This is a genomic window from Chitinophaga jiangningensis, assembly GCF_900142605.1.
GTDB classification, from domain to species: domain Bacteria; phylum Bacteroidota; class Bacteroidia; order Chitinophagales; family Chitinophagaceae; genus Chitinophaga; species Chitinophaga jiangningensis.
Genome location: NZ_FRBL01000001.1, coordinates 379,050 through 393,418, shown reverse-complemented (window position 1 = coordinate 393,418; position 14,369 = coordinate 379,050). Strand labels below are relative to the sequence as shown.

14 protein-coding genes and 2 tRNA genes are annotated in these 14,369 nt (G+C 48.4%); 8 read left to right on the top strand and 8 right to left on the bottom strand.

What is annotated here, in order from left to right; translation table 11 throughout:
- Nucleotides 1-48: 48 nt before the first annotated feature.
- Nucleotides 49-1,386: an alkaline phosphatase family protein gene (locus BUB18_RS01620; RefSeq protein ID WP_073077372.1), complete on the bottom strand. Its 1,338-nt coding sequence runs from the start codon at nt 1,384-1,386 to the stop codon at nt 49-51.
- Between the two features lie 132 nt (nt 1,387-1,518).
- On the opposite strand from BUB18_RS01620, the gene BUB18_RS01615 reads away from it, so the two are divergent.
- Nucleotides 1,519-2,802 carry an HAD-IB family phosphatase gene (locus BUB18_RS01615; RefSeq protein ID WP_073077370.1) on the top strand — a complete coding sequence of 428 codons (1,284 nt, stop codon included), beginning with the start codon at nt 1,519-1,521 and terminating at the stop codon, nt 2,800-2,802.
- Nucleotides 2,803-2,861: 59 nt separating this feature from the next.
- Here the strand turns inward: BUB18_RS01615 and BUB18_RS01610 are convergent.
- Together BUB18_RS01610 and BUB18_RS01605 are read right to left on the bottom strand one after the other, a co-directional pair.
- Nucleotides 2,862-2,943 (bottom strand) — tRNA-Tyr (locus BUB18_RS01610).
- A gap of 55 nt (nt 2,944-2,998) precedes the next feature.
- Nucleotides 2,999-3,072 (bottom strand) — tRNA-Asp (locus BUB18_RS01605).
- 145 nt (nt 3,073-3,217) lie between these two features.
- Here BUB18_RS01605 and BUB18_RS01600 point away from each other — a divergent pair.
- From BUB18_RS01600 to BUB18_RS01590, 3 genes are all read left to right on the top strand, one after another.
- Nucleotides 3,218-4,054: a rhomboid family protein gene (locus tag BUB18_RS01600; protein WP_073077368.1), complete on the top strand. Its 837-nt coding sequence runs from the start codon at nt 3,218-3,220 to the stop codon at nt 4,052-4,054.
- A gap of 45 nt (nt 4,055-4,099) precedes the next feature.
- A complete protein-coding gene (locus BUB18_RS01595; protein ID WP_073077366.1) occupies nt 4,100-5,719 on the top strand; it encodes a rhomboid family intramembrane serine protease in 1,620 nt (539 codons plus the stop codon).
- Between the two features lie 63 nt (nt 5,720-5,782).
- Nucleotides 5,783-7,201, top strand: coding sequence for a S41 family peptidase (locus BUB18_RS01590; protein ID WP_073077364.1), 1,419 nt, complete (start codon nt 5,783-5,785; stop codon nt 7,199-7,201).
- 19 nt (nt 7,202-7,220) lie between these two features.
- Here the strand turns inward: BUB18_RS01590 and nfi are convergent, their stop codons facing one another.
- The gene (gene nfi / locus BUB18_RS01585) at nt 7,221-7,895 is read right to left on the bottom strand and encodes a deoxyribonuclease V (protein WP_073077362.1); all 675 of its coding nucleotides are present in this window, start codon (nt 7,893-7,895) and stop codon (nt 7,221-7,223) included.
- Nucleotides 7,896-8,048: 153 nt separating this feature from the next.
- Here nfi and BUB18_RS01580 point away from each other — a divergent pair, with 153 nt between their 5' ends.
- The gene (locus BUB18_RS01580; protein ID WP_073077360.1) at nt 8,049-8,462 is read left to right on the top strand and encodes an SRPBCC family protein; all 414 of its coding nucleotides are present in this window, start codon (nt 8,049-8,051) and stop codon (nt 8,460-8,462) included.
- Between the two features lie 86 nt (nt 8,463-8,548).
- Here the strand turns inward: BUB18_RS01580 and BUB18_RS01575 are convergent, their stop codons facing one another.
- A complete protein-coding gene (locus tag BUB18_RS01575; RefSeq protein ID WP_073077358.1) occupies nt 8,549-9,493 on the bottom strand; it encodes a C40 family peptidase in 945 nt (314 codons plus the stop codon).
- A gap of 128 nt (nt 9,494-9,621) precedes the next feature.
- Between BUB18_RS01575 and BUB18_RS01570 the strand changes: the two genes are divergently transcribed.
- Nucleotides 9,622-10,167, top strand: a complete 546-nt coding sequence (locus BUB18_RS01570) for a P-loop NTPase family protein (RefSeq protein ID WP_073078370.1) — start codon at nt 9,622-9,624, stop codon at nt 10,165-10,167.
- 3 nt (nt 10,168-10,170) lie between these two features.
- On the opposite strand, the gene BUB18_RS01565 is transcribed toward BUB18_RS01570, so the two are convergent.
- Nucleotides 10,171-11,343 (bottom strand): aminotransferase class V-fold PLP-dependent enzyme, encoded by a 1,173-nt coding sequence (locus BUB18_RS01565; RefSeq protein ID WP_073077356.1) that lies wholly within the window; start codon nt 11,341-11,343, stop codon nt 10,171-10,173.
- A 40-nt stretch (nt 11,344-11,383) separates the two neighbouring features.
- On the opposite strand from BUB18_RS01565, the gene BUB18_RS01560 reads away from it, so the two are divergent.
- Nucleotides 11,384-11,788 (top strand): 5-fold beta-flower protein, encoded by a 405-nt coding sequence (locus BUB18_RS01560; RefSeq protein WP_073077354.1) that lies wholly within the window; start codon nt 11,384-11,386, stop codon nt 11,786-11,788.
- Here the strand turns inward: BUB18_RS01560 and BUB18_RS01555 are convergent, their stop codons facing one another.
- Nucleotides 11,789-12,694: an NAD(P)/FAD-dependent oxidoreductase gene (locus BUB18_RS01555; RefSeq protein WP_073078368.1), complete on the bottom strand. Its 906-nt coding sequence runs from the start codon at nt 12,692-12,694 to the stop codon at nt 11,789-11,791.
- Between the two features lie 166 nt (nt 12,695-12,860).
- Here BUB18_RS01555 and BUB18_RS01550 point away from each other — a divergent pair, with 166 nt between their 5' ends.
- Nucleotides 12,861-13,241 carry a DoxX family membrane protein gene (locus BUB18_RS01550; RefSeq protein WP_073078366.1) on the top strand — a complete coding sequence of 127 codons (381 nt, stop codon included), beginning with the start codon at nt 12,861-12,863 and terminating at the stop codon, nt 13,239-13,241.
- 57 nt (nt 13,242-13,298) lie between these two features.
- Here the strand turns inward: BUB18_RS01550 and BUB18_RS01545 are convergent, their stop codons facing one another.
- Entirely contained in the window at nt 13,299-14,369 is a 1,071-nt protein-coding gene (locus tag BUB18_RS01545; RefSeq protein ID WP_073077352.1) for a DNA topoisomerase IB, read from the bottom strand.

Here is a 14,369-nt window from a genome sequence, read left to right as displayed (position 1 = left end):
AAGTTCGGGCTGATCATTACTTTTAACTCAGCCCCCGGTCTTGATTTTTTATTGCAGGATGCCCGCAGGTATCTTGCCATCGATTTCACCAAAGGATAATCCCAGGAGCTTAGCCACTACCGGCGCCACATCCGTTACCTTCATTTCCTTTACCACCACTCCTTTTTTCAGGCCGGGACCAAAGGCAACGAAGCCGGTCTGTATGTCCCTGAAGTCGGGGAAGTAGCCATGTGCGCCACCTTTACCGGCTTTCACCAGTTCACCTTTTACCGTCCCTGAAATGTTCACGCCATCGCTGGCAGCCAATGCCATGGCGGCATTTGGATCAGCGCCCACGCTAGCCAGCTGTTGCTGATCAATGATCTTAAACATGGCCTGCTGGTTTGCCGGCAATGTGTGGAGCAGTGCTTTCACTTTGTTGAGTGTGGCTACATCGTTTTTGTTTTTCAGGTGCAGAAATGCTGCGCCGCCACTGGTGTGGAATTGCGCCTTCCAGTCGCCGGCAGCAATATTATTCATCAGGCTATTTTTAGCCAGGAGGATGTTGGGCGAAAAAATCTGTTTTACGTTCACGAAGCCATGGTCGCCGGTTACGATGATGACGGTGCTATCGTATATGCCTGCACGCTTGAGCGATTCGATAACAGTGCCCAGTGCTCTGTCGGCGCCGGCTACGGCTTTGCGGACCAGCAGGCCATCGCGGCCTTCCTCATGTTCGTAGTGGTCGGCGCAGGGAAGGTGCAGTGTGGTGAGGGCGGGTTTATAGGTGCGGATCAGATAAGCACCAATGCGGGCCACGTTTTCATCCATGATCAGCTCCCCGTTTTCCATCGTGATATCTGCGGCGGCCATGGTGCCGGTAGCATTCTCCTGCACCTCTTTCCAAAGGGTGGCCGGCGTACAAACGGAGGCGGTCAGCTCACGGCGGTCTTTATTTCCCCCTACCGGCCAGATATCCGGTACATTATAATCCACCGGTGCACCTACCGTAACCGGCCAGATGACGTTGGCGGAAGTTTTGCCGGCTTGGCGTACGAGGTCGTATAGCGTCGGAGTTTTAATAGCTTCATAGTGCCAGTACCAGCGGCCGGTAGCGCCGGCAGGCTCAAATGGGGCGTTGTAAAAAATACCGTGTTTGGCAGGTGTTACACCGGTGATAATGGAAGTATGATCAGGATAGGTAACACTGGGGAAGATACAGTTGACGCCGTCAGCAGCCACCCCGTTATCTTTCAGGTGACGCAGGTTAAACATGCCCCAGGAGGCATCGGTATAAAACTCAGGGCGGAAACCATCGATGGTAATCAGCACCACGTGTGATGCTTTTTGTGCGTATGTACTAACGCCGGCGGCCAGTAGCGCGCCCAGCAGCAATAGCTTCTTCATTTTTTTGGGCGCAAAGATATCCCGTAGCAAAAAAGATATATGTTAACTTATTATTAAGCACTGCTAAACATTCTCCGAAAAAAGCAACGCCTGATTATTACTTTTGTGCTCCTATCTAAAAATCAGGCGTCAGTGAATAAAAAGTACTACATCATAGATTTCGACAGCACCTTTACGCAGGTAGAGGCGCTGGATGAATTGGCCCGCATTTCATTGCAGGATCATCCGGACCGTGAGCTTATTTATAAAAAAATAGAAGACCTCACCAACCAGGCAATGGAGGGGAAGTTGTCGTTCAGAGAAAGTCTGGCAGGCAGAGTAAAGCTGCTGGAAGCTAACAAAGAGCACCTGAAGCTGCTCGTGAAACACCTGAAAAAGCTCGTATCTCCATCTTTCGCCAGAAATAAAAATTTCTTTAAACACCATGCTGACGATGTATTGATCGTATCTGGCGGCTTTAAAGAATTTATTACACCGGTAGTATTGCCTTATCATATCCGCAAGGAAAATATTTACGCCAACACATTCGTGTTTGATGAATCAGGTAAAATCATCGGTTATGATGAAGCTAATCCGCTTTCATTTGAAGGCGGGAAGGTGAAGCTGCTAAAGGAACTGCAGCTGCAGGGAGAAATTCATGGTATTGGCGATGGCTATTCCGATTTTCAGCTGAAGGAGTTCGGCATGATCAAAAAGTTCTACGCATTTACAGAGAATGTGGCCCGTAAGTCGGTGGTAGAAAAAGCGGATCACGTAACGCCAAGTCTGGATGAGTTCCTGTACATCAACAACCTGCCTGCGGCTATTTCCTACCCTAAAAACAGAATCAATTGCGTAGTAACATCACAGGTGCCGGACCAGGTAGTTAAACAGCTGAAAAAGGAAGGATATACCGTAAAACAGGTAGAAAAGCTGGATAGCAGCAATGTAGTGAAAGCACGCATCATTGTTGCCGGAGGAAAAGAAAAGATAGGAGAGGAGGTGTTGGAAGCGGCTGCTAAACTAAAGCTGATTGCCTATCTGGGGAATGCAGCTAAAGCTGTTCCGGTGGCTGCCTGCACACAAAAAGGGGTGATTGTATTTGATGATTTTAAAAAGCCTGCATCGGTGCTGAAGCGTATCACCGGTTTTATCAATAACGGCGATTCCTTTAAGAGCCTGAATTTCCCGAACATTCAGCTGCCGGCATTATCCAGGGTGCACCGCTGCATTCACGTGCATAAAAATGTACCCGGTGTAATGGCGAACATTAACCAGGTGTTTGCCGACCATCAGATTAACATCGTGTCGCAGTACCTGATGACCAATGATCATATTGGTTATGTGATTGCGGATATACGTTCGGATTATGATAAGGTGTTGCTGAAAGCTTTGAAGAAAGTAGATAATACGATCAGCTTCCGCGTGTTGTATTAGGCATAAAAAAAATGGAGACTTTTGGTCTCCATTTTTTTTGTTCCACAGGGTAGAAAGTGTGGGCAGGATAGGATTCGAACCTATGAAGTCGTAGACAGCGGATTTACAGTCCGCCCCATTTGGCCGCTCTGGAACCTGCCCGTAAAGAGAGAAAAAAAAGGAACAGACCTGATGTCCATTCCTTGTGTTGTTGTTGCGGACCAGACGGGACTCGAACCCGCGACCTCCGCCGTGACAGGGCGGCATTCTAACCAACTGAACTACTGATCCTCACTACTGGCGGCCTTTTGAGCCGTTTTTGTTCCCCGTTTGGGGTTGCAAATATAGCAACAATAATTTCATTCCACCAAAATTATTTTTAAAAAAAGAAAATATTTGCAACTTTACAGCATCAACCCATTTTAAAACCTTACCTATGAATGCCACGCTGGTCGTGATTTTGCTGCTCCTTGCAAATGTGATTTTTTCCGCTATAGGATTTCGCAATAAAAATTTCTTTTACAAATATCAGTTTGTGGTGGAGAAGGTATTGCTGCAACGTCAATACTGGCGCGTACTTACAGCGGGCTTTCTGCATGTGGGCTGGGGACATCTGGCGGTAAACATGCTCACCTTTTATTTTTTTGGGGTAGATATGGTGTACGCCATTTCAGCATGGCAGCTGTTTTTGATTTACTTTGCCAGTCTGATTGGGGGGCAGCTGTTTGCGCTGTTCATACATCGCCATCATGCGGATTACAGTGCGGTAGGTGCCAGCGGCGCCGTTGCGGGCGTGGTGTTTGCCACCATTGCCTACATGCCTGATATGTATGTGAACATCCTTGGAATTATTCCCTTACCCGGATGGCTATACGCGATCATGTATATATTTATTTCGATTTACGGCATCCGTTCCAAGTCGGATAACATTGGCCACGAAGCACACCTGGCGGGAGCTCTCACCGGCATGCTACTGATGATTGCCATGTATCCGGCCATCCTGCGGGCACATTATCTTTCTATTGCTGCGATACTACTGCCCTGTATTTTTTTCATCTATATCGTGCTCACCAGGCCTTACATATTGCTCATCCGCAATAACTTCTTTCAAAAACACCAGCCTTACCTGAGTATCGACGATAAGTACCGGATGGAAAGAGCCCATCGGGAAAAACAGGTGGATGCCATACTGGAAAAGATCCAGCGCAAAGGCATGATCAGCTTAACCAGCGAAGAGAGAAAGACGCTGGAAGAATACTCCAATAAGCTGTAGGGTAAGCGAAAATCCGTATTTTGCGCTAACCCAAATGGTATCAACATGGATCAGCTGAAAGAGAAATTACGGGTTTTCGTATGGCCGTACCTGATAGTAGCGTTGTCATTCTTATTGTTATACTCTGCCTGCCACTGGCTGTTTTTCATAAGAATGGAACTGTTTGCGGCCGACCAGGACGTGCTCAATTACTGGGCGCCAATGGGGCTCGCCTGGATTCCTGTTTTGCTATTTTTCAGAGAACGATTGCTAAAACTACAGCTGAGAAATCCGGAGAATAAAGTCTTTCTGATTCAGATGTACCTCTGGCTTGCTATCAGCGTACCAACAGTACTGGCCCAGACCTATCTGATTGCTGCTACCGGCAAACTGACCAACTTGCAGGTAATTTCAGACATTACAAAACTACCCCCAACGAAATATTATCATCTCTCCCAAACCTATATAGACAAAGCCAATGCAGGCGTGGTGAATGATGCGGAAATCAGTGGTAAGCTGAATGAGGATTTTAAAATGTACCTCTACGTAGTGCTGCCCATTTTCGATAAGCCGGCGGATACCAGCAGTCATAAAACAGTAGCCTGGTATGCACTTAAGTATAGTAAAACGGTGTCGAATAAACTGAGCCCGGAGCAAAAGGAAAAAGAGTTCCGGCAGTTTGCAAACGAAAGCCAGCACAAGTTTGACCGCCTCGAAGTCAATAATTTCAGCTATCTGGAAAAAGTACCCGGTGGTCAGGATAAGGATGCCTGGCTGGCAGCCATCCATGAAAACAAGCCCTTCGCCGGTAGCGGTAGCATCCTGCTGCAACCACAGTCCGGGGATTTTACACAGCATACGCCTTCCATACTCTGGACGATACTGGCCTTTATTTTAGCGTTTGTGATCTGGGCGGCCATTATTATCTACACAAAAATAAAACCCCGTGAACAGCCGTATGGCAACGACTGGCACACGCCGCACACTGCTGATCACGGGCACGCACATACGGAAACGCGGCAACGGCCGGTGCCTCCTCAGCAGCCCTCCTTTTTTAAACCACATAAGGGTTATTATGTAACGCCGGCACTGATGTACTTAAATATTGGCGTGTATTTGCTCATGGTAGTGAGCGGACTGGGAGTGATGGCCTTTCGGGCAGATGACCTGCTGCACTGGGGCGCCAACTACCGGCCCTATACCATTAACGGGCAATGGTGGCGGTTACTCACCAGCACCTTCCTGCATGGTGGGCTGGTGCATATGGCCTCCAATATGTTTGGACTGGTGTTCGCAGGTGCCTTTCTGGAACCACTGCTCGGCGGTAAGCGCCTGCTAATCGCCTATCTTACAGCCGGCATAGTGGCCAGCGCAGCCAGCATTGCCTGGCATCCGGATACGGTAAGCGTGGGCGCCTCCGGCGCTATATTCGGCCTGTTTGGAATGTGCGTGGTGTTTCTGGCCAAAGCCTATAAAAATGAATACGCCAAACGGCAACTTTATAACATCCTGATGCTGATTGGCTATAACCTGCTCTGGGGCCTCAGTGGCGGTATCGACAATGCTGCGCATATCGGAGGGCTCATCAGCGGTATGCTGGTAGGCCTTATCCTGCATCCGGGTGTAAAAAGAAGAATCCTGGAAATGCAAAAAGGTGAACCGCTGGACGAGGAAAATCTTGATTAATTACAAAAAATTCCCATATTTGAGGTGTGAAAAGCCTTATTTTGTAATAAACCAATGCCTCCTATGAAAATTAAGTTATCCATATTTATCCTGCTGATGACAGCCGGCAGCGCCTACGCACAGGCTCCCGCCTGCGATTGTGCTGCTGAATTCAAGTACATCAGGCAAAAAGTGGAAACCAATTATTCCGGATTCAATGATAAAGTGAAACAATACGGCAGGAAATCCTACGATAGCCTGGTAAGCAGCCTGCAACAACTGGCTCCTGAGGCGGTACGGCCTACCTACTGCCTGTTTCTTGTAAAACAGTACATCGATTTTTTCCATGACGGCCACCTGATCCTGGACCGCCCTGCGGACGATAGCCGGCATGCGCTGCCTGAAATTGCCCGCGCCCGTGCCGCCAGAAAGGAAGTGGAATCAGTACCACTCAGCGCGTGGACCATCACCCGACTGAAAACTTCCACAGGCCCGGAAGGGATCTTCTGGAATGAAGAAGGTACCGTGCGCATGGCCGTTACCGAATCAAAAAATAAATTCAGGGATTACGTAGCACAGGTGCTGGTGTCGTACGATAATAAATGGCGTAAGGGAGATATCCTGATGGAATTGAAATACGATACGGTTAACTATGTGTTTAACGGTTTCGAATACACGGACATGGGGCTGTTGAAAAATATCAGCCTGGTGACCAACAGTAACTCCTTTGGCAAGTGGATCAGGGAAAGTGCCGGTTTTAAGCCGGGGAACCTCCAGGCGGCAACTACTACCCCTGCAACATTCGTGAAAAAGCTCTCTGATAAAACCTATTACCTGCGCATGGCTTCTTTTGAACAGGATCAGCTGGATGCCATCGACAGTGTAATGAAAGCTAATAATAAAGACATTGCTGCCCATCCGAACCTGATCATAGATGTACGTGGTAATGGTGGCGGCAGCGACGCTGCCTTTGCTGCAGTAAGCCCATTGCTGTACACGGACTCCATCCGCATCACCGGTGCTGATGTTTGGGCTACAGAAGATAATATTAACAGCTGGAAGGAACTGCTGAAAGTAGGCTTACCGGAAGATACAAAAGCAGCGCTGCAAAAGGTAGTGGATACGATGGCTGCCAACAAAGGCAAGATGGTACCTATTTCCAGGGATACCTGGAAAAAAGTGACCGCAACCAACCCGGCACCTAAAAAAGTGGTAGTGCTGATGGATGGAGGTTGTGCCAGCACCACAGAAGAGTTTTTATTACAGGCAAAGCAAAGTAAGAAGACTACCCTGATGGGCGCACCCAGCGCAGGTATCGCTGATTATGCCAATGTACGTGTTGCCAGATTCAAAACGCTGCCTTTTGTAGTAGGCTACCCTACCAGCAGAAACAGAAGGATTGATAAAGGGCAGGGTGTGGATAACGCAGGTGTAAAACCGGCGGTAATAATAAAGGATACGGATGATTGGGTTGCCTATGCGCAGGCCTATCTCGAAAAATAATCACACAAAAAAATCCGCCTCACAGCGGATTTTTTTCTTTATATGCTTCCATCGCCAGGCGACCATGGTGATCTGCAATACGGGTAGTTTCCGGGAGCCGGTATAGTCGCGCCATTTCTAACACAATAGCAGTGGCAGTATCCAGCGATACTTTATGACCGGTGGATACAAATACCGGATTAATATTATCCTGTGTACGGAGCGCGTTGCCAATAACCTGCTGATCATCTTCTGCCAGTAGTGGCGATATGCTGCCTCTTCTGGCACCTGGCTCCGCAAAGGTGCCATACAGCCTCGTTTTTCCACAGCCAATCGTTGGTAGGTCAAGTATAGTCCCCAGGTGTGAAGCCAGCCCAAAACGGCGCGGGTGAGCTATGCCGTGACCATCGCAGATGATCAGATCAGGTTTCAGTGTTAGTTTTTCCCAGGCGGCCAGTAAGGGCGGCATTTCCCTGAAGGAGAAGAGGCCCGGTATATATGGAAAGGTAACCTCCATTACATGTGTGGCAACTGCGGCCAGTTCCAGTGTGTCGTAATGTAAAACGGCGATGGCGCCGGCAATAAGATTGGTATCCTTATCGTATTCCACATCAGCGCCGGCAATATAGCGGATAGGTTGCCGGAATCGGTTTTCAGTAATGATTTGCTGTCGTAATTTTTCCTGCTCAGCGACGGCATCAGGTTCTGTTAGCATGGTGCTGGTCTTTTTGCTAATATCGGCAATATTTATTTAATTTTTGTCGGAATTCACCCGGTGAATGTCGTGCACAGCCACGCTATCAACCGGAAAAACGGGGTAAGTTTGCATTGTAAACAACCACACGTCAATACTGAAAAATTAAGTCATATGAATACCGTTATTACTGTACAAAGCATCGTTAACGCTCCTGCAGCAAAAGTTTGGGAACTCTACAACACTCCTGCGCATGTTGTAAACTGGAACAATGCATCGGAAGACTGGCATACACCACATGCAGAAAATGATCTTCGTGTAGGCGGCCAGTTTAAATACACTATGGCTGCAAAAGATGGCAGCTTCTCCTTCGATTTTGGCGGAGAGTATACTACGGTGGACCAGGAAAAAGAAATCGCTTACGTGCTTGGTGATGGCCGTAAAGTGAAAGTAACGTTTGTACCGGCGGGCAATGGAACCACGGTTACTACGCAGTTTGAAGCGGAGTCGCAAAATCCGGTGGAGATGCAGCAGGGTGGCTGGCAGGCGATCCTGGATAATTTCAAGAAATATGCGGAAGCGAATTAAATAGTTTTCAAACCTTGCAGGCACCTTTGGTGCCTGCAAGGTTTGAATAAAGTTGCCCACCGCAGGTGGGCAACTTTATTCAATATTTAAACGTTGGTAAGTCCAAGCGCTTTAAACGTTTTAGGCCCTACAACCCCATCCGCATCCAATCCATTTTTCTGCTGGAATAATTTCACCGCCGCAAAGGTAGTAGCTTCAAACACGCCACTGGCGGCAATAGCAGGATTAGCACCTTTTTTATTCAGCGCCTGCTGGATGAGTAAAACCACTTCACCGCTATCACCTTTACGTATATACGATCCCGTTGTGATTTTGGTATCGCTTACCGGTGGCTTCACTGCAGCTTCCTGCAGCAGGCCGATTAGTTGCGTATCCACTTTCCCTGTTACTGCCAGTTTATTTTTTTGCTGAAACTGTTCGATGATGTTTTTGGTTTCATCGCCGAAGATACCATCTACGGTAATGTTGTATTTCAGGTCGAACAGTAGTTTTTGCAGGGTGATTACTTCGCTGCCGCGGTCACCTTTTTTCAGGAGATAAACCGGTGCCGGAATGTCGGGTTCCTTGTCCAGCGCAAATGGTTTTACAAAGGCTCTCACGGAGCTTTTATTGCGGGTACGCAGCATTACGTTGCCCCCGTCGCTGTCGTTACCGGTAGCGGTATTGCCTTCCCAGGCCTGGAAGCTGGTACGTTCGGCATTGAGCCATTTTACGAAGATGCCGGTATGGTTGCAGATGCCTTTACCTGACCAGTCGTATAATACAATATCACCTTCCTGGGGGGAGGTTACAAGCCGATTATTTCTTTTCCAGTAATTGTAGCCAGACTGGCAGCCCTGGTAGCCTTTGGGGCTGTCGATAGCCTCGAGCGGGTGCCCGGCTTTATCATAAACGTAGCTAACAAATATGGCGCACCAGGCGTATCCGTCCAGGCCGTACCATTTACCATACTTGGTTTTATTGCTCCCAGGGGGAGTTTCAGTATTGCCTTTTTCTGCGGCAGCTACTGCGATGATTTTACTTCTTGACATAAGGATTTATTTGAGGTTACATTAATTTCGGGGTCATGTGGGGTCGAACAATAACAGTAAGTTCCGCCTTTTTAGGGAAATTTCAAAGGGTGGACTTCAGCTTCCGCATAAATACGCATTTTTACAGTATGAAACTCCATATTTTCGGCGCTGCCGGCACAGGTGTAACTACGCTGGGAAAGGCCATGGCAAACTATCTTGATGTTCCTTATTTCGACAGTGATCTTTATTTCTGGGAGGCCACCGTGTTACCGTATTCGGAGCGGCGGGCGCCTGCTGAACGCAATGCGATGATATCCCGTGAGTTGGCAGCGGTGCCATCGTGGGTATTAGGTGGTTCAGTTATTAATTGGGGAGATGATATTTTTCCTCCGTTTGACCTGATCGTTTTTTTATGGTTGCCAGCGGAGGTAAGGATGCAACGCGTGAAACAACGGGAATATGAACGTTACGGCGCCTTGCTGGATACCGATGCGGCCATGCAGGAAAAGTTTCAGACCTTTCTTGCATGGGCCGCCGGATATGATAACAATACGGGTATCGGCAGAACACTGGAAGCCCATGAAGCCTGGATGGCCCGGCAAACAACGCCTGTATTGCAGTTAAGGGGAGATGTCAGTACCGAAGAGCGCATGGAAGCCATCATGGGCTGGTGGCGCGCCAACAAAAAGTAGGTATTACCATTCCCGCAGCACTTCTATCAATCTTTCCAGCTCCTGTTCTTCATTGTAATAATGCGGCGATACACGCAACACCCAGTCCACCCCTTTTTCCTGGAAGTCGATGATCGCTGATTGTCTGTTGGTGGTGTGCAGGTTGATTCCTTTATCGCGGAAGTATTGTTTTGCGCCTGTTTCCTGACGGCCCTGCACCGCAAAGGTGACGATACTGCAAGGGTGTGCGCCTCTGTCCATTAGCTGTACGCCGGGTACGGCGGCGAGCTCTTTGCGGAGGAACCCGCACAGTATTTCATTGCGATTCGCTATGGCTTGTATTCCGATGTCGTTAGCATATTTCAGTGCCGTGGCGCTACCGATAACGGACATGTAATTCTTCTCCCATAATTCAAACCTTTTAGCATCCTGACGCGCCTGATAGGTAAAGGTGGAAGTCCAGTCCGCACCACGCATATCCGGCATCAGCGGTTCCAGTCCGGCATGCAGTGCTTTATCAGATACATAGAGCATGCCTGCACCTCTTGGTCCCCGCAAAAATTTACGCAGGGTACCACTGATGAAATCTGCTTTGATGGTTAGCGCATCCACGGGCAATTGTCCGAGCGACTGACATGCATCCAGCAGGTACAACGTGTCCAGCCGGGAGGTGATGTCGCCAATGGCCGCTGCGGGCTGTACCAGGCCTGAGCTGGTAGGTACATGCGTAACGGATACCAGCACGGGGCGGTGTTGTTTAATTTTATTTTCCAGGTCTTCCAGGTCAATTTCTCCGGAAGCGGTGTTTTTTACCAGTTCCAGGCGTACCCCAAACCGCTTTTGCAAAGAAAGTAAGGTGATGAAGTTGGAAGGATAATCGTTTTCAGAAAGCAGTACTACGTCGCCGGGTTTGAATGGTACGGAGGACAGTGCAAGATTATAGGCATCTGTGGCGCTGGTAGTGTATGCGATGTTGCTGCTTCGGGTGTTGAGCAGGGTAGCAGCCTGATCATAAAAAGTGGTGATGGCCGGTGCGTATTTATCTGCTGTTTCATATCCGCCGAAGTCAGTTTCCTGGACTAGATAATCTTGCATGGCATGCAGTACGGGTTGGGGTATCAGCGAAGCCCCGGCATTATTGAGGTGGATGACGTTGCTACATCCCGGTGTATCTCTTCTGAGCAGATTGAGGTCCATAAAAATGTTAACTTAGGTAAACAATGTCTCAAATATACTCATGAAAAAGTTTATCCTGATCCTTATTCTGGCAACCTGCGCAGGTGTGGTGAACGCGCAAACGATCAAGTCGGGCGACTACACCACCAAATACACCATCAGCTGTGATGGTACTATCAAAAACAGCAGTTACACGATGGTGGGCAAAATCAGCAGCAGTGGTACGGTGCAGAATGCGCATTATCAAACCATAGGGTATGCAAAGGATGGCAGGATTCAGGATGGTAGTTATTCTACTGTTGGATATGTAAAAGACGACGGTACTGTACAGAACAGCAGTTACAGCACAATTGGCTACATCAGGGATGACGGGCGTGTCCTGAATAAATCGTACAGTACCATCGGTTATGCTTCCGGCGTGAAGAAGGAGTGGGCTGCACTCGTTTTCTTCTTTTTTGATTTTTGATTACCAGGTGTCTGCTATCAGTTCTTTGTTGAGCATGGCGCCGGCTACGCTGCCGCTGGCGATAGCGTTGGCAACGGATCGGCCCATGGTGGTGATGTCGCCGCAGGCATAAACGCCTGGTGCGGACGTACGTTGCATCATATCAGTTTTGAGGATGCCTTGTTCTGTAATTTCCAATTCCAGTTGCTGCGGTATTTCGCTTTGCTGCACCATGGCCGGGCGTGCATATAGTGCGGTGATGGTATGTGTTGTATCGTCGGCCAGCATTACTTTTTTTAGTTTTCCGGCATCGTGGATCATGGCTGTAATAGCGGTGGTTATCACGGGTATGCCGTGTTGTTGCAGTTTGGCCAGTTGTTCATCATTGAAGAGATGCGGGCCGTTGGCAAATACGGTGAGTTGATTGGTCCAGTTGCTGATGAGTTTTACAAAATCGTATCCGATTTCTCCGCTGGCGATGATGCCGGTAGGCTGATCTTTCACTTCATATCCATGGCAGTAGGGGCAGTGGAGTACACTGATGCCCCAGCATTCGGCAAATCCCGGTATATCTGGCATTTCATCTTTCCAACCGGTGGCGAGCACCAGTTTTTTGCCCAGGTACTGCTGGTTATTTTTTGTGGAGATGTTAAACCCGTTTGGCGTGCGTGCTGCGTGGGTGGCCAGGTCGGTAACAAATGTGACAGAAGGATAGGCCATTACCTGCTGTTTTGCTTTGGCGTTGATGTCCGCTGGTTTAGTACCATCCAGTGTGATGACGTTGTGCGAATGCGGTGTGAACCTGTTGGCGGGCTTACCGCTGTCGATCACCAATACCTCTTTCTTTGATCTTGCCAGTGCCATGGCGGCTGAGAGGCCGGCATAGCTTCCGCCTATGATAATAGCGTCGTAATGAATCTGTTGCATGGCGTAAATGTTGCTTTCCGGCAAAAATACTAAAATGCAACCATGTTGCAAAAAAATATTCTTTCAGCCGGCAGGAAAAAAAGTCCAATACATAATGATTTTAGTCCATCTGCGAAATAACGTAGCCGCTGTAGATTTGCATTATAATTTTAAACAAACAAAAAGTATGGGTAGCAATAACAAATTGGCATTTTTAATTTTTCGTATAGGCATTGGGGTATTTTTTACCATTTTCGGCGTAATGAAGTTGATTGGCGGTCCGCAGGTATGGGAGTTTTTAGGCGGTACCATGAAGTTCGTAGGCATTTCCTTCTGGCCTTTATTCTGGGGATTGCTGGCTACATTGGCGGAGCTGCTGGGTGGCCTGGCATTGATCACAGGTTTCTTCGTACGTCCGTTATCGGTAGCCCTGTTATTTACCATGATCATGGCTGCTATTCTGAAAGTGGCCAGCGGCGCTCCTTTTGCGGAGGTATCCTATCCGTTGGTAATGATATTGGTAACCGTATTCTTTGTGATGAACAAAGGTAAATACAGTGAAGCGTAAAAATGGGTCAACCTGAATAGTAAGAGAGCTGCACCTCAGTCAAAAGGGCAGCTCTTTTTATTTTAGTGAGGATATCTCACGAAGGTATTGCATTAATACTTTCTCATCGGAATGGAGTCCATTGTTGCTGGGTTTGTTCCGTTGTGCTTTCAGTTTTTTCAGCCAGGGGGCGAGGGTACCTTCTTCGTATTGGGAGAGCAGCAGCGGGTGGACATAATATTTTTTACAAACGGCGCGGGTATTCCCCAGTTTGTTGGCAACACTGTCTATAATTGTCACAATATTTTTACGGCAGGCGGTGATAGTTTCGTAGGGTTCCAGGTCTGCCAGGAGGTTAAAGGCATGGACGGTGCCTGCCCAGGTCCGAAAGTCCTTACAGGTAAAGTCCTGCGCGGAACAACAGGCCTTGATATAATCGTTCACCTCCCCGGAGTCCAGGTGGTGGTGGGTTCCATCTTCTCCATAATACTGGAAAAGGCTTTGCCCCGGTATATCCTGTACTTTTTTGAGTAGTCGTGCCAGGGCGGCATCCCGTAGTTCTATTTTGTGTTCTACTCCTTTTTTTCCTTTGAATTGAAAGAAAGCCCTGCTGCCGGTAATTTTCACGTGCTTGTTGCGTAGGGTGGTGAGACCGTGTGAGCCATAGAGCTTTTCATAACCGGTGTTGCCTACGCGGATCTGGGTTTCTTCCATTACCATGAGTGCTATGGCGATGACTTTCTCTTTGGGCAGGCCGGTAAGGCGGAGGTCTTGTTCTACTTTTTTACGGATAGCCGGCAGGTTTTCCCCAAACTGCAGGAGTCGGAAGTACTTGGTTTCGTTTCTTACTTCGGCCCAGGCGTTGTGGTAGCGGTATTGTTTACGGCCTTTGGTATCTGTTCCGGTAGCTTGGAGATGGCCGTTGGGCCAGGTGCAGATCCACACGTTTTCCCAGGCAGGAGGCAGCACGAGTTTACGTATACGCTCCAGCGTAGCCTCGTCGGTAACGGGGTTGCCCTGCGGATCGAGGTACCGGAAGCTGCTGCCGCTCCGTACCCGGGTGATGCCAGGCGTATCCGACTTCACATAGCGGAGCTTTACCGACTTAGCTACGGCCACGGGATCTGATATCTGTTCAATGGTTATCAT

Bases quoted from the DNA above. Each gene is read 5' to 3' on its own strand.
- BUB18_RS01590 (WP_073077364.1), top strand. From the start codon at position 5,783: ATGAAAATTAAGTTATCCATATTTATCCTGCTGATGACAGCCGGCAGC.
- BUB18_RS01545 (WP_073077352.1), bottom strand. From the start codon at position 14,369: ATGATAACCATTGAACAGATATCAGATCCCGTGGCCGTAGCTAAGTCG.
- BUB18_RS01570 (WP_073078370.1), top strand. From the start codon at position 9,622: ATGAAACTCCATATTTTCGGCGCTGCCGGCACAGGTGTAACTACGCTG.
- BUB18_RS01550 (WP_073078366.1), top strand. From the start codon at position 12,861: ATGGGTAGCAATAACAAATTGGCATTTTTAATTTTTCGTATAGGCATT.
- nfi (WP_073077362.1), bottom strand. From the start codon at position 7,895: ATGCTAACAGAACCTGATGCCGTCGCTGAGCAGGAAAAATTACGACAG.
- BUB18_RS01595 (WP_073077366.1), top strand. From the start codon at position 4,100: ATGGATCAGCTGAAAGAGAAATTACGGGTTTTCGTATGGCCGTACCTG.
- BUB18_RS01620 (WP_073077372.1), bottom strand. From the start codon at position 1,386: ATGAAGAAGCTATTGCTGCTGGGCGCGCTACTGGCCGCCGGCGTTAGT.
- BUB18_RS01565 (WP_073077356.1), bottom strand. From the start codon at position 11,343: ATGGACCTCAATCTGCTCAGAAGAGATACACCGGGATGTAGCAACGTC.
- BUB18_RS01575 (WP_073077358.1), bottom strand. From the start codon at position 9,493: ATGTCAAGAAGTAAAATCATCGCAGTAGCTGCCGCAGAAAAAGGCAAT.
- BUB18_RS01600 (WP_073077368.1), top strand. From the start codon at position 3,218: ATGAATGCCACGCTGGTCGTGATTTTGCTGCTCCTTGCAAATGTGATT.
- BUB18_RS01580 (WP_073077360.1), top strand. From the start codon at position 8,049: ATGAATACCGTTATTACTGTACAAAGCATCGTTAACGCTCCTGCAGCA.
- BUB18_RS01555 (WP_073078368.1), bottom strand. From the start codon at position 12,694: ATGCAACAGATTCATTACGACGCTATTATCATAGGCGGAAGCTATGCC.
- BUB18_RS01560 (WP_073077354.1), top strand. From the start codon at position 11,384: ATGAAAAAGTTTATCCTGATCCTTATTCTGGCAACCTGCGCAGGTGTG.